Source organism: Saccharibacillus sp. O23 (assembly GCF_002205895.1).
Taxonomy (GTDB): domain Bacteria; phylum Bacillota; class Bacilli; order Paenibacillales; family Paenibacillaceae; genus Saccharibacillus.
On record NZ_NJDE01000030.1, the window covers coordinates 1 to 19857 of the forward strand.

17 protein-coding genes are annotated in these 19857 nt (G+C 59.1%); 3 read left to right on the plus strand and 14 right to left on the minus strand.

What is annotated here, in order from left to right; all coding sequences use genetic code 11:
- From CDO73_RS24780 to prfA, 5 genes are all read right to left on the minus strand, one after another.
- On the minus strand, positions 1-798 hold a 798-nt coding region (locus CDO73_RS24780), incomplete at its 3' end, for an L-threonylcarbamoyladenylate synthase (RefSeq protein WP_143536180.1).
- A gap of 57 nt (positions 799-855) precedes the next feature.
- On the minus strand, positions 856-2088 hold the full coding sequence (locus CDO73_RS24785) for an FtsW/RodA/SpoVE family cell cycle protein (RefSeq protein ID WP_088491180.1): 1233 nt from the start codon (positions 2086-2088) through the stop codon (positions 856-858).
- A gap of 147 nt (positions 2089-2235) precedes the next feature.
- Entirely contained in the window at positions 2236-3519 is a 1284-nt protein-coding gene (locus tag CDO73_RS24790; protein ID WP_088491181.1) for an FtsW/RodA/SpoVE family cell cycle protein, read from the minus strand.
- A gap of 250 nt (positions 3520-3769) precedes the next feature.
- The gene (gene prmC, locus CDO73_RS24795; protein WP_088491215.1) at positions 3770-4681 is read right to left on the minus strand and encodes a peptide chain release factor N(5)-glutamine methyltransferase; all 912 of its coding nucleotides are present in this window, start codon (positions 4679-4681) and stop codon (positions 3770-3772) included.
- 19 nt (positions 4682-4700) lie between these two features.
- Positions 4701-5768: a peptide chain release factor 1 gene (gene prfA, locus CDO73_RS24800; RefSeq protein ID WP_088491182.1), complete on the minus strand. Its 1068-nt coding sequence runs from the start codon at positions 5766-5768 to the stop codon at positions 4701-4703.
- A 478-nt stretch (positions 5769-6246) separates the two neighbouring features.
- On the opposite strand from prfA, the gene CDO73_RS24805 reads away from it, so the two are divergent.
- From CDO73_RS24805 to CDO73_RS24815, 3 genes are all read left to right on the plus strand, one after another.
- The gene (locus CDO73_RS24805; RefSeq protein WP_088491183.1) at positions 6247-7110 is read left to right on the plus strand and encodes a response regulator; all 864 of its coding nucleotides are present in this window, start codon (positions 6247-6249) and stop codon (positions 7108-7110) included.
- Positions 7101-7562 (plus strand): chemotaxis protein CheX, encoded by a 462-nt coding sequence (locus CDO73_RS24810; RefSeq protein ID WP_088491184.1) that lies wholly within the window; start codon positions 7101-7103, stop codon positions 7560-7562. Before CDO73_RS24805 ends, CDO73_RS24810 begins: the two co-directional genes overlap by 10 nt.
- Positions 7563-7724: 162 nt before the next feature.
- Positions 7725-8966: a DUF2087 domain-containing protein gene (locus CDO73_RS24815; RefSeq protein WP_088491185.1), complete on the plus strand. Its 1242-nt coding sequence runs from the start codon at positions 7725-7727 to the stop codon at positions 8964-8966.
- A gap of 178 nt (positions 8967-9144) precedes the next feature.
- Here CDO73_RS24815 and ychF read toward each other — a convergent pair whose 3' ends face one another.
- From ychF to CDO73_RS24860, 9 genes are all read right to left on the minus strand, one after another.
- The gene (ychF, locus tag CDO73_RS24820; RefSeq protein ID WP_088491186.1) at positions 9145-10245 is read right to left on the minus strand and encodes a redox-regulated ATPase YchF; all 1101 of its coding nucleotides are present in this window, start codon (positions 10243-10245) and stop codon (positions 9145-9147) included.
- 186 nt (positions 10246-10431) lie between these two features.
- Positions 10432-11481: a type 2 isopentenyl-diphosphate Delta-isomerase gene (gene fni / locus CDO73_RS24825; RefSeq protein ID WP_088491187.1), complete on the minus strand. Its 1050-nt coding sequence runs from the start codon at positions 11479-11481 to the stop codon at positions 10432-10434.
- A 25-nt stretch (positions 11482-11506) separates the two neighbouring features.
- Entirely contained in the window at positions 11507-13015 is a 1509-nt protein-coding gene (locus CDO73_RS24830; RefSeq protein ID WP_088491188.1) for a phytoene desaturase family protein, read from the minus strand.
- 39 nt (positions 13016-13054) lie between these two features.
- The gene (locus tag CDO73_RS24835) at positions 13055-14197 is read right to left on the minus strand and encodes a glycosyltransferase family 2 protein (RefSeq protein ID WP_143536181.1); all 1143 of its coding nucleotides are present in this window, start codon (positions 14195-14197) and stop codon (positions 13055-13057) included.
- Complete coding sequence (locus CDO73_RS24840) at positions 14194-14946, minus strand: lysophospholipid acyltransferase family protein (RefSeq protein WP_088491190.1); 753 nt, start codon at positions 14944-14946, stop codon at positions 14194-14196. The genes CDO73_RS24835 and CDO73_RS24840 overlap by 4 nt, the downstream gene beginning before the upstream one ends.
- Positions 14894-15838, minus strand: a complete 945-nt coding sequence (locus CDO73_RS24845) for a carotenoid biosynthesis protein (protein ID WP_256972843.1) — start codon at positions 15836-15838, stop codon at positions 14894-14896. Before CDO73_RS24845 ends, CDO73_RS24840 begins: the two co-directional genes overlap by 53 nt.
- Complete coding sequence (locus CDO73_RS24850; protein WP_088491191.1) at positions 15838-16710, minus strand: phytoene/squalene synthase family protein; 873 nt, start codon at positions 16708-16710, stop codon at positions 15838-15840. The genes CDO73_RS24845 and CDO73_RS24850 overlap by 1 nt, the downstream gene beginning before the upstream one ends.
- A complete protein-coding gene (locus CDO73_RS24855) occupies positions 16707-18182 on the minus strand; it encodes a phytoene desaturase family protein (protein ID WP_088491192.1) in 1476 nt (491 codons plus the stop codon). The genes CDO73_RS24850 and CDO73_RS24855 overlap by 4 nt, the downstream gene beginning before the upstream one ends.
- Positions 18179-19732, minus strand: coding sequence for a phytoene desaturase family protein (locus CDO73_RS24860; RefSeq protein WP_088491193.1), 1554 nt, complete (start codon positions 19730-19732; stop codon positions 18179-18181). Before CDO73_RS24860 ends, CDO73_RS24855 begins: the two co-directional genes overlap by 4 nt.
- Between the last annotated feature and the right edge of the window lie 125 nt (positions 19733-19857).

The window sequence follows — 19857 nt, forward strand, 5'->3', positions numbered from 1 at the left end:
CGCCGCGGCCGCGGCGGGGTCGATGTCCGCGGACGCGTCCGCGGCCACGGCGCGCACTTCCGCGCCGAGCACCCGGCCGAGTTCCTCGGCCGGAATCCCGCCCGGGCGCAGCACGGTCGCGCCGCCTGCGGCGTTCGTCCGCACGACGGTCGACTCGACGCCCACGCCGGCCGGGCCTCCATCGACAATCCCGTCGATGCGGCCGTCCAGATCTTCGCGCACATGCCGCGCGAGCGTAGGGCTGGGGCGTCCCGAACGGTTCGCGCTGGGCGCCGCGAGCGGACAGCCCGACGCGCGGATCAGCGCCAGGGCGATGCCGTGGTCCGGCATCCGCACGGCCACCGTATCCAGCCCCGCCGTGACCCGCGGCGACAGCGCGCCGGGGCGCACCGGCAGGACCAACGTCAGCGGTCCGGGCCAGAACGCGTCCATCAGCTTCTCGTCCGCTTCGGACACTTCGAGCACGAACGCGTCCAATTCGGCGCGATCGGCGATATGCACGATCAGCGGATTGTCCGACGGACGGCCTTTGGCGGCGAAGATGCCTTCGACGGCCGCCGTGCTGCGCGCGTCTCCGCCCAGACCGTACACCGTCTCGGTCGGAAAAGCGACCAGCTTGCCTTCGGCCAGCAGCGCCGCCGCCGCCCGAATGCCGGAATCGGCAGGCCCCGTTTCGGCCTTTGCCGTTGAATCCGTCTCGGCCGACGGACGCGTTCCGGCCGCGTTGTTCCCCGTGGAACCTAGGTCGGCAACTTCCCAGATCAGGGTCTTTTTGTTCGAATCTTTGCCTGCGTTCATGGTCGTTTCCTTTCTCTGCCTTTTCGCCTTCTGCTTCGATTTCGCTCCTGAAGCGGATCAAAATTTCAGATTAGGAATTTTAAACTTGCGCTTTTTGTTTTCTTTTTTCTCCCCGTCGTCCAAATGATCCGTTCTCAGCACGTTTTCTTCCGCCTGATGCTTTTTGTTGGCGAAGTGGATGCTCATGACGACTCCGATACACGCCATGTTGATGATCAACGAGGTGCCGCCGTAACTGATAAACGGAAGCGTGACGCCGGTCAGCGGCATCAGCCCCATGAACATGCCGATATTCTCGAAGATCTGGTACATGAACATCGCCACGATCCCGACGATGATGTACGGGCCGGCCCGTTCCCGGCATTCCAACGCGATCAAGATCATACGGTGAATCAGAATGAAGTAGAGCAGCAGCAGGACCGCCATGCCGACGAAGCCGAATTCTTCGGCGATGACCGAAATGACGGAGTCGGCATACGTATACGGCACGCGTCCGGAAAGTTCGCCTTTCATATAGCCTTTGCCCAGCATTCCGCCGTTGCCGATCGCAAGCTGCGCTCTTTCGATCTGATAGATGTCGTCTTTGCTGGCTTGGTCGGGCAGCAGCCACGCATCGATCCGGGCTAAGAAGTGAGCGCGCCCCGATTCTCCCAGAAAGTCGGTAATCTGTTCGTGGTACGTCTTATACGCATGAATGCCGCCGAACAGCATACTTCCCGCCAATACCAGAAAGAGCAGCGCCTGCGTATATTTCATGTTTCCGATCCACAGCAAGCCGACCAAGATTACCAGATAGCATAACGCGTTGCCCAAGTCGTTTTGCAGAACCACCAACCCGAAAGGAATCAGCACGATAAATCCCGCCGGCACGATATCTTTCCAGAAACCGAGTTTGTCTTTCTGCTTGCGAACCAGATAAGCGGCCAGAGTCACGATCAAGACTAGTTTGAACGCCTCGGCCGGCTGCAGACTGAACCCTTTGAATCCGATCCAGCCGTCCGCGCCGTTAAGCGACATGCGCAGCGGCGTCCAGACCAGCAAGAGCAGGCCGATCCCCAACATATACACATAGACGGCATATTTGATTAACCATTTGTAAGGGAAGAACGCTACGGCAAAAAAGGCGACAAAACCGGCTACGTAATACACCGCCATTTTAAAAGCCGAAGCCGTAAGAACGTCCGCTTTGCTGTTCGTAATCGCGCTGTGCACGACCGGAATACAGATTCCCATAAAGATCAGCAGAATCGTGACAAGAGCCCAGTCAATATTTTTGATCTTGCTTAGCATCGTCGCAGCCTCCCGGTCGCACGCGCCGGTCTTCGCCGCCGCGTGTCGGTTGATAGTCGGACGAATCGTTCCGCCCGCGCCGTTCTACGCTTTCTTCGCAATCTCTCGATCGTACGCTTGCTTATTCGGCCGTCCGATCGGTGCCGTTTACTCCGCCGTTCCCGTTTTGCCCGTTTTGCGCGAGCGTCCCATCATCTTGCCTACCGCGCCGCGAAGCGCGCGCAAGCCTCCGTCGTCCTTCTTGCCGTCCGATTCTTTGAGGTGCGAGAACTCGTCTTTGGAAGCTTCGTCGCGCGTGCTCGCCCGGATGCTCATCACCACGCCGATACTCGCCATATTGATCAAGAGCGACGTGCCGCCGTAGCTGACGAACGGCAGCGTGATCCCCGTCAGCGGCATCAGTCCGATGAACATGCCGATATTTTCGAAGATCTGATACATGAACATCGCCACGATCCCGACGATGATGTAAGATCCGACTTTGTCCCTGCATTCCAGCGCGATCACGATCATCCGATGAATCAGGATAAAATACAGCGCCAGCAGGAACGAAATGCCGACAAATCCGAATTCTTCGCCGATCACGACGATGATGGAATCGGAGTACGTATACGGCACAAGCGATCCGTTCGGATTTTGCACCATCTCGCCTTTCATGTATCCTTGACCGAGCATGCCTCCGCCCGCGATGGCGAACTTGCCGTTCTTGGTCTGCCAAGAAGCGTCCCGACTGGCTTCGTCCGGCATGAGCCACGGATCGATCCGATCCAACCAGTGCGCGCGATGCAGCGTATTCGTCATGAAATCGGAGATCTGATCATGATAGGTGACGTACGCTTTGATGCCGCCGACCAACATTCCGACCCCCAGCACGAGGATCAGCAGCGCATGCGTGAACTTCAAGTTGCCGATCCACAGCAGACCGAGCAGAATCAATACGTAACTCAGCGCGTTCCCCAAGTCGTTCTGAAGCATGACGACGGCGAACGGAATGAAAGCCACGATGCCGATCGGGATCACGTCGGAGAGAAAACTCAACTTGTCTTTGTTGCGCTTGGCCAGCAGCGAAGCCAGCGTAATGACCAAAGCCAGTTTGAACAGCTCTGCCGGCTGCATGCCGATCGGTCCGAGCTTGAGCCAGCCTTGAGCGCCGTTCTGCGTCTGGCCGAGCGGCGTTAACGTAAGCAGCAGGAGCAGCAGGCCTCCGCCGTAGACCAGCCAGAAATATTTGACGTACAGCCGGTAATCGACGAGCGTCATGAAGAAGATCACGCCGAATCCCAGAATGTAATAGAAGATCATCTGGGTATCCAGCCCTCTGAACTTGTCGCTGTTCGCGACCGCGCTGTGGACGACGGGAATACAGATTCCCATCATCATCAGCAGCACAACAATAAGAGCCCAATCGGTATGTTTCCATTTCGTAATCATAATCGTACGGTTCCTCCGAAAAGCCTGTTCAAGGCCGGTTATTCCCTCTTGCGCCTTGCAGACCCCGTTACAGTCCCGTCGGCTTCTCTTTGTATTTGTCTTTATCTATATTGTAGGCTACAAAACGCCCCATGTCATTTTAACGTCCGAATTGCCGTCATGCCCTGCATCGCCCTAGCGAAAAGGCGGAAAGACGCAGGCATTCCGCCTGCGCTCCCCGCCCGCGCCGAAGCTCTGCGCGCTATCGCGCTCAGACGATTCCGATCACATGCCGCCCGATGCCGGCCAGATCGTGCACCGTCTCCACCGTACGCCAACTGCCGCGGGCGCGCAGCATGTTGGCGACTTCTTCCGCTTGTCCCATGCCCAGCTCGAACGCGATCAGCTTAGGATCGCTTTGCAGCAGATCGAGCTGCTTCATGATCTCCCGGTACGGCCATAGTCCGTCCGGTCCTCCGTCCAGCGCGCCGCGCGGTTCGAAGTCGCGCACTTCCGGCTGAAGTTCTTCGATATCTGCCGCCGGAATGTACGGCGGATTCGATACGAGGATATCGAACCGTTCGCCCGCGAACGGCTCCAGCAGGCTGCCTTCGCGGAAATCGACCTCAGCGCCCAGCCGCTCGGCGTTGCGTCTGGCCACGCTCAGCGCGCCGGGCGAGATATCGCTGGCGGTCACGCCGAGTTCAGGACGCAGCAGCTTGAGGCTGACGGCGATCGCGCCGCTGCCGGTACCGACGTCGAGCGCGGATGGCGCGCCGTCCGGCCACAGCGCCTTCGCCCGCGTGAGCACGGCTTCCACCAGCAGTTCCGTTTCCGGACGCGGAATCAGCACGTCCGGCGTCACTTCGAACAAGAACCCGTAGAACTCCTGATCGCCCAAAATATATTGAGCCGGTTCCCCGTCTCCTTTGCGCGTAATCGCGTTCTCCCAACGTTCCCGATGTTCGTAAGGGAACGGCTCGCGCAGCGCCATCGCGTACTGCGCGCCGGACATGCCCAGAATTTCTTTGAGCAGCAGCCGCGCGTTTTCGTCCGCTTCGCCGACGCCTTTCTCCCGCAAAAAAGAAGAAGCCTCCGCAAAGGCTTCCCGGAGCGTCAGTCCTTCGCGCAGTTGAAAGCCGCTCCGGCCCGATCTCGCTCGATTAAGCGGATGATTCTTCATCGAATCGAAATTCAAGGGATTAGACTCCCTTTTCGATCAATTCGGCTTGTTCGGCGATCGTGAGCGCGGACACGATCTCCTGAATATCGCCGTTCATGATTTGATCCAGTTTGTGCATGGTCAAGCCGATGCGGTGGTCGGTCACGCGGCTCTGCGGGAAATTGTACGTACGGATGCGTTCGCTGCGGTCGCCGGTTCCGACTTTGCTTTTGCGTTCGCCGGCATATTTCGCTTCTTCTTCCTGCCGCATCATGTCGTAGATGCGCGAACGAAGGACCTGAAGCGCTTTTTCTTTGTTGGAGTTCTGCGATTTGCCGTCTTGGCAGGTCGCTACGATTCCGGTCGGCACGTGCGTCACGCGAACGGCCGATTTGGTCGTATTGACGGATTGTCCGCCCGCGCCGCTCGAACAGAACGTATCGACGCGAATGTCTTTGTCATGGATCTCGATATCCACTTCTTCGGCTTCCGGCAGCACCGCGACCGTCGAAGTCGACGTATGGATGCGGCCGCCCGATTCCGTAGCCGGAATGCGCTGCACGCGATGCGCGCCGCTTTCGTATTTCATTTTGCTGTAAGCGCCGCGTCCGTTGATCATGAAGATGACTTCTTTGAAGCCGCCCAGATCGCTTTCGTTCACGTCCATCAGCTCGACTTTCCAGCCTTGCGTATCCGCATACCGGCTGTACATGCGGTAGAGGTCGGCCGCGAACAGCGCCGCTTCGTCGCCGCCCGCCGCGCCGCGAATCTCGACGATCACGTTCTTCTCGTCGTTCGGGTCTTTCGGCAGCAGCAGCACGCGGATCGTTTCTTCCAGTTCCGCTCGGCGAGTCGTCAGTTCATCGATCTCCATTTTGACCATCTCGCGCATCTCGTCGTCGAGCTTCTCGCCCTGCATTTCTTTGGCGGCTTCGAGATCTTCGACCACGCGTTTGTACTCCGTATACGCTTCGAACGTTGGTTGAAGATCGGACTGCTCTTTGGAATAGTCGCGCAGTTTCTTCGAATCGCTTGCCACGTCCGGGTCGCACAACAGTTCGCTCAATTTTTCGTAACGGTCAACCAGAGCTTGCAATTTATCCAACAAGGTTGATCACCTCTTCAATATTTTTTAATGATTCCGTACAAAATCTTTATGACATCTATACCTTACGATTCAGGAATACTCGTTATGCTCGCTATAAATGAACGCCGATGAACCTCATATTCATTCCTCCAGTTCCGCGTTTCGCGGAGAAGAAAAAGGATAAGGAAAATAGCCGTTCGCATCAAGGTGCGACGACTCTTAATTATAGCATAGCTCTTGCGGATTGCCTATCGAAACTTCCGCCTGCCCGCCGTGTCCGTCTCGCGCGTTTGCTCTGTTTTTCGAAATCTTCGATTTTTATCGTTCTGCATCAAAAGTCTTATTCATCCGAGAACTTTGCCTTAACATATGCGCGCTTTCTGTCGATATTAGTTACAGTGCTCCGAATCCCCGATCGGCCTTGTTTTCTACGCTGTTAGGGCTAGAGCGTAAGCGCTTTTCTTGGGAAAAACGCGCAGTGAAGAAAGGATGGGTTCATATGTCAGCTTTAAGAGTCGTAATTGTGGATGACTCGCCCTTTTCTATAGCGGTTATCCGAAATATCCTTGAAGACAACGGATTTGAAGTGGTCGGAGACGCCGGCACACTGGAAGAAGTCAAAGAAGTGATCGCCGCCACGCAGCCCGATCTGGTTACGATGGACATGACCCTGCCCGGCACGGACGGACTGGAGTGCACGCGCGCCGTTCACGAGATCAATCCGAACATCAAAGTCGTCGTGATCAGTTCCATGATGGACGACGAAATTCTCAAAGAAGCCAAAGAAAATCACGTCTCCGGATATATCCAGAAACCGGTAGACGCCGACGAGCTGATCGGAACGATTCAACGGCTTGTCTCGTATAACGAGATGTTCAAAGAACTGGAAGACGCCTACGTCGAAGTGTTCAAAGAAACGCTCAAAGACGGCATGAATCGCATGACCAAGACCCTTGTGACGTATACCGACGAACACGAACTGCATGAAGATTTCAATTCCCGCGGCATCGCCGTCATCGTCGGAATCATCGGCAAATTCTCCGGCAGATTGATGATCGATCTCAGCAAAGAAACCGCCCATGCTCTCGTCACCGCCATGATGAGAAAAGAACCGACCAGCACCAACGAGATCACGGCCGCTCTGGCGGAATACACGAATATCGTGGCCGGCAACGCGTGCTCGATCCTGAACAAGAAAAACAAAGCTTTCGGTCTGCGTTTGTCGCCTCCGTCCGTGATGCACGGCGACAACATGCTGATTTCGCAAGCCACATTCAAGACCGTGAGCGCCGTCGGAGACACGAACTTCGGCGAAATCCTGCTCAACGTCGGTTTCAAAAGAGGTGAGGACAAATGGATGTAGCTCACGTTAACCCGTTTATCGAATCGTTCATGAACGTGATGCCGCAGCTCGGCTTTGCCGAAACAAGCAAAAAAGGGCTGGCCGTCAAAGGACAAGAGCTTGTCTGCTCAGGCGTTATTATTCTGGTCGGGATCGTCGGCACGCTCAAAGGAAACGTCGTGTACCGAATCGATACGGAACATGCCAAAAAAATCGCTTCGACGATGATGATGGGCATGCCGGTCGAGCAGCTCGACGATATGGCGAGAAGCGCGCTGTCCGAGCTGTCCAATATGTTGACGGCTACGGCCGCGACCGGATTCGCCAATCTCGGCGTAAGCATCGATATCTCTACCCCGACCCTGCTGTCGGGCGAGAACATTTCCGTCAAGATGAGCTCCAAGCAAGTATTGAGCATCGAACTGCTGGCCAGCGGCATTCCGGTCGAAGTCTTGATCTCTTTCGAAGGTTGATCTCTGCCGAGCAAGCCGCTTTCGTCCCGGACGAAAGCGGCTTTTTTGCGTTGTCCGATAACGATAAGTTATTCCAATTAAACGAACAATGATGTATTATGTTTGTATAATAATAGACAAAATAAATAAACGTCTATAAAAATAAGGAGATACGATACGAAAATGGACACGGACACGTTATGGAATGCCCCGATCGAAGATCTCAAAAAAGGCTATGCCCGCGGCGAAGAAGGATTCGTCTGCTTGTTCTGCGGCCGCTTCGTCGAACAAGGCTTGATCTATCCGGAAGAAGGCCGTTTCTACGAAGCGGAAACCTATATGCGGCGGCATATCGGACAAGCGCACGGCTCTCCGTTCGAAGCCTTGATCGCCTTGGACAAGAAAGCGACCGGCCTGACCGATCATCAGAACGCGCTGCTTCGCCTTTTCTATGAAGGGCGCAGCGACGACGAGGTCAAAAGCGAACTGGGGATCGGCAGCGCTTCGACGATTCGCAATCATCGTTTCGCGCTGAAAGAAAAGGAACGGCAGGCCCGCCTTTTTCTCGCTTTGATGGAACTGCTTAAAGAACGCGGCGGCGATCGGACGACCGCGTTCATCGCGCCGCATCCTCAAGCCCGCCTGATGGACGATCGCTATAATCTGACGGAAGACGAGGAACGCGAGATTTTGCGGAACGCTTTTCCGGACGGCCCGGACGGTCCTCTTCGCACTTTCGATCTTCAAGAAAAACAGCGGCTGGCCGTGCTCCGGCATCTCGCTTCCCGACTGGACGACGAACGCGCGTATACGGAAAAAGAAATCAACGCGGCGCTCGAGCCTTTCTATGCCGACTACGCGATTCTGCGCCGTTTTCTGATCGAATACGGATTCGTGGAACGCGAACCGGACGGCAGCGCATATTGGACGACCCGGGGCGGACGTCCGAATGCCCGCGCGGAGAATCGGCAAGCAGACCACCCGGACCACGATCAGCAAGCCAACCCTAAACCTAATTGCCGAGCGGCCGCTTCTCTGCCGCCGAAGGAGGAATCATCCGTGAACCCTACGAATCGACGCAAAGAACTTCAAGCTTTGTACAAAGAAATGAAGCAGGAGGGCGGCGTCTACCGCATCGTGCACAAAGACAGCGGCCGATCGTTTATCGCTTCGCTGCCGAATCTCAAATCGATGGACGGACGGCGCTTCGAACTGAACAACGGCAGTTTCAAAAACAAAGAATTGCAGCGCGATTGGAAGGAGTACGGCGAAGAAGCGTTCGAGTTCGAAATCTTAGAGGTCTTGAAGCCGTCCGACAATGCTTACGTGACGGTGCGCGAGCAGCTCGGCGAGTTGGAGCAGAAATGGATGGACGAGCTGGAACCTTACGGCGAACGCGGATACCATCGTCGATCTTCGAAATGAACGAAGCGGACCGTCCGAACGGCGGACCGCTTTCGCGCCAGCCGAGACGCCGGCAGTCCGTTCGAGCGGCGTTTCCCGATATTCGTACCGATCCGCGAGCGGTTCCGAGCGCGCAAAAAAAGCCGTTTCCTTCCCGAACGAAGGAAACGGCTTTTCGGCGCGCTCGTTTAAAGGCGGCTTATACGTTGAAACGGAAATGCATGACGTCGCCGTCCTGCACGATGTATTCTTTGCCTTCGAGACGCAGTTGTCCGCGCTCTTTGGCTCCGTTCATCGAACCGGCATTGACGAGGTCTTGGTAGCTCACCACTTCGGCACGGATGAAGCCGCGTTCGAAGTCGGAGTGGATGACGCCCGCGGCGCCCGGCGCTTTGGTTCCTTTGCGGATCGTCCATGCGCGGACTTCCTGTACGCCGGCCGTGAAGTACGTGTACAGACCCAGCAGTTTGTAGGCGGCTTTGATCAGCAGGTTCAAGCCGGATTCTTCGATGCCCAGCTCGTCGAGGAACATCTGCTTGTCTTCGCCTTCCAGCTCGGAGATCTCTTCTTCGACTTTGGCGCTGATCGGCACGACTTCCGCGTTCTCGGCAGCCGCGAAATCGCGGACCTGCTGCACGTAAGCGTTATTCGCCACGTCGGCGATCTCGTCTTCGGCCACGTTCGCCGCGTACAGAACCGGCTTCAGCGTCAGCAGATGCAGTTCGCGGATCAATTGCAGCTCGTCGTCCGTGAGGTCGATGCTGCGCGCCGGTTGGTCGTTATAGAGCGCTTCTTTGACCTTCTCCAGCACTTCGATCTCTTGGGCGTATTGTTTGTTGCCGCCCTTCATGTTCTTCTTGGAACGGTCGATCCGTTTGTCGACGCTCTCGATATCGGCCAAGATCAGCTCCAGATTGATCGTCTGGATATCGCTCACCGGATCGATCTTGCCGTCGACGTGCGTGATGTTCTCGTCCACGAAGCAGCGAACCACGTGCACGATGGCATCGACTTCGCGGATATGGGCCAAGAATTTGTTGCCCAGACCTTCGCCTTTGCTGGCGCCGCGCACGAGGCCCGCGATATCGACGAATTCGAAAGCCGTCGGTACGGTCTTTTTCGGTTCGACCAGCTCGGTCAGCTTGTCGAGACGTTCGTCCGGCACTTCGACGATCCCGACGTTCGGGTCGATCGTGCAGAACGGATAGTTGGCGGACTCGGCGCCCGCTTGCGTGATTGCGTTGAACAGCGTGGATTTGCCGACGTTCGGCAAACCTACGATACCGGCTTTCAATGCCATATGAATACACAACTCCTCTGAGTTTGATCTCGTTAATGGATGACGCGCGCGAATAGGACGCTTCGGCTTGCTCTGAACCTCGAAAAAGCATCACCGCATATTATAACAGGAAATCCCGCGCAGCGATACGGTGTCCGGGCAAGTCTTTGCAAGAAGCGCCGACGCGGCAAAAAAGCGCCTGCTCGTCTAACGACGAACCAGACGCTCGGTTCTTCTGAGCTCGGCGACGGTGCCCGCGCCGATGCCGAACATCACCGTGCGCAGCTCGAATTCCGCTTGTTCCAGCGCCGCTTCCGCGCTGGCGGCGGAATCGACGGCAGGGCCGAGCAGCGCGCGGCCGAAGCCCGCGAGATCCGCGCCGAGCGCGATCGCTTTCGCCGCGTCTACCCCGCTGCGCAGTCCGCCGCTGCCGATCAGCGGCATCTCGGGCAGTTCCGCGCGAATCTGCGCGATGCTGTCCGCCGTGCCGATGCCCCAGCCGGCGAAAGCTTCGGCGGCCGCTCGGCGCATGGCGTCGGCGCTGCGGTACTTCTCGACCTGGCTCCACGACGTGCCGCCCGCGCCCGCGGCGTCGATAAACGCCGCGCCGGCTTCCGCCAGACGCCGGGCCGTTTCACCGTCGATGCCCCAGCCGACTTCCTTGATGCCGACCGGAACGCCGGCCGCGCGGCATAACCGTTCGATCTTCGGCAGCAGCCCGGCGAAATCCGTGTTCCCTTCGGGCTGGAAGACTTCCTGCAGCCCGTTCAGATGCAGCACCAGCGCGTCGGCCTCCGCGATCTCCACCGCGCGCCGGCATTCGTCGACGCCGAACCCGTAGTTCAACTGTACCGCTCCCAGATTCGCGATAATCGGAATGTCCGGCGCGCGATGCCGGACTTTGAAGGTCGCCGCGAGGTCTTCGCGCTCGACCGCGGCGCGCACCGAACCGAGTCCCATCGCCCAGCCCCGGGCCTGCGCCGCTTCCGCCAAACGCTCGTTGATCCGTCCCGTACCGACGCTGCCGCCGGTCATCGAACTGATCAGCAGCGGAGCCTTCAACTTGCGCCCCAGAAAGCCCGAAGTCAGATCGATCCGCTCGAAATCCAGCTCCGGCAGCGCGTTATGGCGAAATCCGTAACGTTCGAAGCCGGTCGTGACGCCTACGCTTCCTACTTCTTCTTCCAAGCATAATCGGACATGCTCGCTCTTGCGGTCTCCGGTCGACGGACCGGAACCCTTATTCTGTTCGGACATGGCCGATACCCCCGTTTCCCTTACTCTATAGATCCGCTCGAATCGGATTCGACGAACCTCGCCCGTTTAGCGAAGCGATCCGTTCGGCGATCAACCGGCCGGACAACGTCACGAGCGGCGTCCCTCCGCCCGGGTGAGCCGTGCCGCCCACATACCATAGTCCGTCGATATCCCGATCCCGGTTGCCGGGACGGAAGAACGTCTGGCGCATCGAGTTGGACGAGATCCCGTAGATCGCGCCGCGATGCGCATACGTATCGCGCTGCAAGTCGGACGGCGTGTACGTTTGCAGGACTTCCGCCTGATCCAGACCGCCGATCCCCCGCCGTTCCAGCATGCGGATGATTTTGTCCGCATAGGCTTCCCGGTGCTGCCGCCAATCCCAAGACTCCGACAAATACGGCGCGTTCGCCAGAACGAACAGCGAACTGCCGCCTTCCGGAGCCGTGCCGCTTTCCGAATGCCCGCTATTGCAAATGTACAGAGCCGGATCGTCCGGCGCAACCCGGCGAGCGAAAATATCGTCGAATTCGCTTTCGAGCCGCTCGGGGAAGAAGAGCGTATGATGCAGCAGCGACTCGTAGCGGCGGCGTACTCCCGCCAGCAGAACGAAACCGGAGAGCGAAGGTTCGTAACGGTCCAGACGATCCGCCGCCGGGCGGCGGCGCAGGCGGTCCGGCACCAGACGGGCCGTCGCGAGCAGATCGCCGTTGCAGACCACTTCGTCCGCTTCGATCGCGCCCCGCGTCGTCTCGACGCCGTAAGCGCGTCCCGAGCGGACCTTGATCGACAGCACTTCCGTGTCCGTGCTTATGCGCACGCCGAGTTCCCGCGCCAACCGTTCCATGCTCTCGACCAATGCATAGGTGCCGCCCTGCACGCCGTAGATGCCCAAGTCCGCTTCGACATGGGCCAGCATGGCAAAGATGGCCGGTGCTTGAAGCGGAGAAGCTCCGACATAGGTCGCGTAACGGCCGAACATCGCCAGCGTATACGGATGGACGAAGTAGCGCGCCAGCAGCGTACGCAGCGTGGTTCCCGGGCGTACCCGCAGGAAATCGCGCAGCAGCGCGGGATCGGCTTTTTCCCGCATCGACAGCATCAGACGGTTCAAGAACCGTCCGTCCGCCAGTCCGTAGACCCGCCGAGCCTCCTCGAGAAAAGCCGGGTAACGCGCCGCGTCTTCCGGGCTGTACGCGGCGATCTGCTCCCGCATCCGATCGCGGTCGCGGCTGAGATCGACCGTTGTGCCGTCCGCGAACACGTTCCGCGTCCGCGGCTCCAACTCGTACGTCCGAATATAGTCTTCCATGCGCCTTCCGGCCTGCTCGAATACGCTTCGGAACGCGTGCAGCATCGTGATCGTGCTGGGTCCGCGATCGAACCGGTAGCCCGCTTCCTCTACGCGTTTGAGCTTGCCTCCGAGCGTTTTTTCTTTTTCCAGAAGGGCGACTTCGAACCCGGCGGCCGCCAATCCGATCGCGCAGGACAATCCGCCCAGGCCTCCGCCGACAATGACCGCTTTACGAGTCACGGACGGCACCTCCTTTCGTTGGTACGATTGCGGGAACAATCAAACATAACGCCGCCCTTTCCATTCGTAGCCGCGGCCGTTCGAACCCGACGCGGCGCTGGATACGGCAAGCGCGATCGTGCAGGCGGCAGCGGCCGGCATCAAGAAGCCGTACGCGAACGGAAGTCCGCCGCGCACGTCGCTGATGCCTTTGATCGCCATGCCGAGCAGCAGCACCGTTCCGGCCGTCAAGGCCAGATGGATGCTGCCCGCGAGCAGGCCGATCAGCAGAACGAATAACGGCAGGACGTAGAGCGCGGCATACCCCGCGACCAAGAGCAGCAGCAGCAAATAATTCCGCCCGAGGCCCGGAAACAGATTTTTGCGATAACCGTCCCACACCTCGCGCGAGCTGCGGTACATCCGCATATAGGCATGACGCGTCAGATCGACCAGTTCCATGCGGTAACCGCATTTTTTGATCGCCCGGGCCATCGCCATGTCGTCGAGCATCTCGTTTTTGATCGCTTCGTAACCGCCCGACGATTCGTAAGCCGATTTCTTGAACAGCATGAACGCGCCGTGCGCGGCGACGAACATGCTGCTGCGCGAACGGGACACGAACGGAATCGGCAGATGGCACAGAATCACGAATTCCATCATCGGCACGATCAGCTTCTCCAGCTTGCTGCCGACTTTCTGAAGAGGAAACCCGCTCACCAGCCCCGCCCGGCGCGAGACCGCCGTGCGCAGCGTGTCGCGGATCGCCGACGGAAGCAGACGGACGTCGGCATCCAGCATCAGATACCAACTGCCCGACGCGCGTTCGGCAAGCTCATAACAGGCGTGGGATTTGCCTTTCCAACCCGGCGGCAGCTCGGTGCCCGGCATCAGCCGTACGCGAGGGTCGTCGACGGCGATCCGGCGCACGATATCGCCGGTCGCGTCGCTCGAACCGTCGTCGTAGACGATCACTTCCAGCCGGAACTCCGAATCGTCCGACGCCAGCACGTGTTCCAGGCAAGCCCCGATATTGCGTTCCTCGTCGCGGGCCGGAATCAGGACCGACACCAGCGGACGCCCTTCGATCCGTTTGGCTTTGCGGCCGGGAACGGGCAGCGCGCGGATATTCGTCAGCACGAAGATCAACTGCGCGACCAGCAGGAAAGACAAGAAGGTCATGACATGGGCAAGAGTCGTCAATGAGCCGCCCTCCTTCCGCCGCGCGCGCGGTCGAACTTCTCGTTCACGGACAGGCCCGTACGCAGAAGCTCGCGGTCCGGACGCGGCGCCGATGCCGGATCGTCCACGGCGGCGATCTCTCGTTCGCGATGTCGATCGAGCTGCCGCTGAAGCTTGCCTTGCAGCAGCGCCATGACGTCTTCCCGGTCCGACGCCGCCCAATCTTCCAGCAGCGGACGGCCGATCTCCAGCGAAGCCTCGGGCTTCGAGTGGAGACCCTGCGTATAATAGAACGTCACCGGCACGACCGCCGCGTGCGGCACGCGGCGAAGCAGATGGGCCGCCCCGCGCCTTAAAGCGAGCGGACGGCTCTCCAGATGACGGATGTCTCCCTGCGGAAACAGCCAGACGCGGCTGCTTTGTCCGAGCAGCCCCTCCGTATAACGCAGCGAAGAACGGCTCGCGCCGGGGCCGCTTTTGTCGACGGAATACGCGCCGAGCTTGCGAAAAAAGCGGTACTTGGCAAGCTGTTCTTCGTCCATCATGACATAATGGCGATCTTCGCCGCTTCGCCGCCATAGATGAAACAGCAGCAGGCCGTCCCACCAAGAGCTGTGGTTGGCGATGTATAAAATCGGCCGATCGCGTTCTACTCCCGCGTCCAGACTGCCGTACAGATCGATTCGGCGGAAAGCGCGGGGAAGCAGATAACGACGGTTATAGAGATCGAACAGAGCGCGAAACGCCGGGGAATGTTCTGCGGGTATCATAACGGAACCTTGCCTCCGATAGCACCATGCCGGCCAGCGCGATTCCGGCGGGACCGTAGATCCCGTCTTGAAGAGCAAGCAGACCGAACATGAGCAAAATAAATTGATAAAGCCTCAATCCGAGCAGCCGGGTTCGACGGCTCGGCAGACGATCCGGCAGCAGCAGGGACAGCAGGGCGCCGACCGCGAACCAACTGACGAAGTTGCTCCACGGAACGCCGTAGAACCCGCCCGACCCGCTCCAACTCCAGAAGCCCCGCGAAGCGGCGGCCGGATCGAGCACGAAGTCGATCAGTACCGTCCACGCGCCGATCTGCACGGCTTTGCTCGATCGGCCGATCAAGGAAGGGCGGACCGGTCCGGCGATCAAGGCGGAGCTGCCGACCACGGCGATCCACGCGAAGCCGAGCGTGATCGGCACGCCGAACAGATGCGGGCCGAGAATCCAAGAATAAGAGTAGCCGCCGAACGGCCAACCGGTATGCACGCCGCTCCATTCGATCGCCATTCCGCCGAGCCAGATTCCGGCCGCCCCGACGATCAGACGAAGCAGCGGATGCGAATACGTGCGGATGCCGGGCGGGATCTCCCGCGATTCGGTTCCCGCCGTCGCCGAATGCAGCAGAATCACGGCGTAGACGGCGTAGAACACCAGAAACAAAGCGCTCGAGAACCCGAGCGGCTTGGCGACGCCGATCGTAAGCATAAGCGCCGAACCGATCGTCATCCAGACGTAGAAGACGATCCCCATGATCCGCGCCGTCCGCTGCGCCGTCTCCGCCCGGGCCGAGAGTTCCGCGACCCGGTCCGACGAACGGCCGGCAGCGCCTTCGCGTCCCGCCTCGCGCCGCCCTCGGCGACCGGGCGGGCGGAAGCTGCCGAAGCTGCCCATCAGGATACCGCAGCGTTGTCCGACGCATCTCCCGCCGCGCCGAAAGCGGACAATACGCGCATCAACAGCATGCCTTTCTCTTCGTCGGGAACGACCGCGCGGCGCGTGAACACGTCGTATTCGTTGCGGCGTACCTGTTCGAAGATCGCGCCGTAGAACGCCGCGGCCAGAGCCACGGCAAGTCCGCTTCGCTTCGGATAGGTCTCGAGGTTCGACAGCCCTTTGGCGAACCAAGCGGCGGCCTGCGCGTGCAGCTCGTCGATCATCGCGACGAACCGGCCGTCGATCACGCCGCGCTCCAGTTCTTCGTCGGCGTATCCGTGCCGGCGCATCAGTTCCGCCGGAACGTAACGCCGTCCGCGTCGCAGGTCCTCGCCGACGTCGCGAATGATGTTGACGATCTGCATCCCTTTGCCGAGCGCGATGCCCGCTTCGGCCGCTTCGGCGTGCAGGTCGTCGCGCAGCACCGGCAGCAGCATCTCGCCGACCGTTCCGGCGACGAGATAACAGTAATGTTCGAGCTGCTCCATCGTTTCGTAGCGAAGCAGCGTCAGGTCGCTCAATTGACCGTCCATCTGGCTCAGGAACGGACGGCGGTCCAGATTCGGGAAGCTGCCGAACAGCCAACGCAGCGCCGGCCAGATATAATGTCCGTCGGCTTTGTCCAATTCCATGAACTTCGTTCTCAGCTCGTGAATGGTATACGGCGACGTGTCCGGCTCGTCGACGCTGTCGTCGATCAGACGGCAGAACGCATAGATGACGTATACCGCGTGCCGTCTCCTTTCGGGCAGATCCCGGAAGGCGTGGTAAAACGAGGTGGAGCCGCGACGCATCGCTTCCTCGCACTGCTGCATGATATGTTCGTTCATGGATTCCACTCCTTCAAAAGCTGATTTACGGCCATTCTCGCTCCCTGCATCACGATCGGAACGCCTCCGCCGGGATGGACGGACGCGCCCGCCGCGTATAAGCCGTCGATGCCGGCGAACGGTTTGGGCTGCGGCCGGTAAGGACCGGATTGAGCCAAGATCGGCGCGATGCCGAAGCTGCCGCCGACGTAATTGCCGTCGCGAAGCGCGTCTTCGGGCGTCCGCAGCTTGATCCATTCGATCGATTCGCGCAGTCCCGGGAATCCTCGGCGTTCCGCTTCGCGAAGAACTTTTCGCGCCAAACGCTTGCCTTCTTTGGGCCAAGCGATGCGCGAAGCGTCCGGAGCGGGAATCAAGAAGTACAGGACGCTCTCTCCCGGAGGAGCCGCCTGCGGGTCCAGTTCGACGGGATTGAATACGTAGAACGACGGATTGGCGGGAATCATGCCCCGCTCGAAGATCGCTTGCAGGCCGTCGCTGAGACTGTCCGGCAGGAAAAATTGATGGGCCGCCGTATCTTCCCAACGCTTGGAAGCGCCGAGATAGACCAGCACGCAGCCCGACGAAGGCCGGTAAGGCTTGCGCCGACGCGCTTCGGGCCGTGCGTCGAGCAGCGGCAAAATAGCAGGGAAATCGCCGTTGAACAGCACCGCGTCATATTCTTCGCGCCGGCCGCCGACCACGATTCCCCGGCATTTCCCGTCTTCGACGGGCAGGCTCTCGACGCGCTCGTTCAAACGGATCTTCACCCCGCGGGCGCGCAGTTCTTCTTCCAGAATGACCGGCAGACGGGCATAGCCGCCTTCGATCATCCAGATGCCGAATTCGTGTTCCGCATACGGCAGGATCGAATAGACGCCCGGCGTTCCCGCCGGCTGACCGCCGATATAGAGCGATTGGAGCGAATAAGCGTCGATCAGATCGTCCGACTTGAAATAACGCGAAGCCGCGACCCTGACGCTGCGGTGCGCCTGAAGTTTGCCGAGCATCCGGACCAGCCGAGGCGTAAAAAAGTCGCGTTTGCGCGGGAAGGTCTGTTCGAGCACCGCTTTTTGCGCTCCCGGATAGGTCTCGCGCATCTGCTCCATATAACGCTTGTACCCTTCCGCTTCTCCCGGAAACAGCCGAGCGATTTCTTTTTCCTGCTGCTCGGGGCGGCGATGTTTGGTCATCGTCCGGCCGTCGGCGTAATGAATCCGGTAAAGCGGGTCGGATTCGATCAGCTTGATCCGCTCCCGTTCGATCCCGCCTTCTTCCAAGATCGACAGCAGCATCTCCGGCAGCAGCACGATGGTCGGTCCCTGATCGATCCGGCGCGTATCGTTCTCGTCGCGTTCGAAAGCGATCCGGCCGCCCAGACGGTCCCGCGATTCGATCAGCGTCACTTCGGCGCCCCGTTTGCTGAGCAGCAGCGCCGAAGTCAAGCCTCCGATGCCGCCGCCCACGATCGCGACGCGCGGCGCGCGGCTCATTCGGCTCCTCCTGCCGCGACCGGCGCTTGAACCGCCGGATGCGCTTGCGGACGGCCGTCCGCGCCTTCGATCAGATCGACGCTGATCCGCGCGGATTCGAAGATCGTCGGCAGGCCGCTGCCCGGATGCGTACCTCCGCCGACCAGCCATACGCCTTCGACTTCCTCGAAACGATTATGCGGACGCAGCGCCATCATCTGCCCGAGATTATGAGACAGATTGAAAGTCGCGCCCCGGTAGACGTCGAGTTCGTTCCGCCAGTCGAGCGGCGTGAAGAACGCTTCTTCTTCGATCCGTGCGCGCAGTCCTTTCAGCTGTTCGATATTTTCCAGGCGATCCAGCATCCAATCTTTCAACTCTTCGCGCCGCCCGCTCCAATCGGTATCGCCTTGAAGATTCGGAACCGGCATCAGCACGTACAGCGAAGATTTGCCGGCCGGCGCGAGCGTCGGGTCCAGCTTGGACGGATTATGCACATAGATCGAAGGGTCTTCCGACAGCGTCAGCGTTTCGGTGATTTCTTTGACGTTGCGCGCGTAGTCGTCGGCAAAATGGATCGAATGGTGCGGCAGATCCACTTCGCCGTCGATGCCCAGATAGAGCATGGCCGTCGAACAGGAATATTTTTTCGCTTCGAGCTTTTTGGGGTTATATTTCTTCAGAACGCCCGGTTCGAACAATCCGTTCATCGCCGAAGCGAAATCCGCTCCGATCACGATATGTTCGGCAAAGCGAGTCTCTCCGTCTTGAAGCCGAACGCCCGTCGCGCGGCCGTTCTCCGTCAGAATCTTGTCGACCGGCCTGCCCATATGGAACCGGACGCCGTGTTCTTCGGCGACCTTGACCATCGCTTCCCAGAGCGCGGCGATGCCGCCGATCGGATGCAGCAGACCGAAACGATGTTCCATGAACGACAAGATCGTGAACGTTCCCGGACAGTTCCAAGCGGACATGCCGAGATATTTGGATTGGAACGTGAACGCGTACTTCAGCCGTTCGTCGTTGAAGTAACGCGATAGCTGGCCATAGACCGTATCCGTGACTTTGAGGTGAGGCAGCGCTTTGATGGCATCCGCTTTCAAGTAATCCCCGAATCCGCCGAACGGTCGACGCAGCAGAGGTTCGACGTGTTCGTACTTCACTGACTCATCGGTCATAAAACGATAGAAACCGGCTTCTTCTCCGGGGAACAACGCTTGGATGCGTTTGGCTGTTTCTTCGTTGTCGCTGGAAGGCATCAACACCGTTTGTCCGCGGTCGAAATACAATCCGTACAGCGGGTCCAACCGATGAAGCTTTACGTAATCGTGCACCGAACGTCCTGCCCGCTCGAACAGCTCTTCGAGCAGTTGCGGCATCATCAGAAACGTCGCGCCGCGATCGAAGGTGTACGCGCCCAGCCGCAAACGTCCCGAACGTCCTCCGGGAACGGGCTGTTTTTCGTACACGTCGACTTCGTAGCCTTTGGCTCCGAGCAGCATTGCCGCCGCCAATCCCCCGGGACCGGCGCCTACCACAACCGCGGTTTTACTCTTTTGGTTTCTCCCCATGCCATTCACCTTTCCTGATTAGACTTGCCCCATCACCTTTAATTACCCATTAACCGGCCTGTCGGCTCGCTTTTCGTATGATGTATTTTGTAAAATCGGTTTGAGCGCGGCTGAGTTTTTACCAA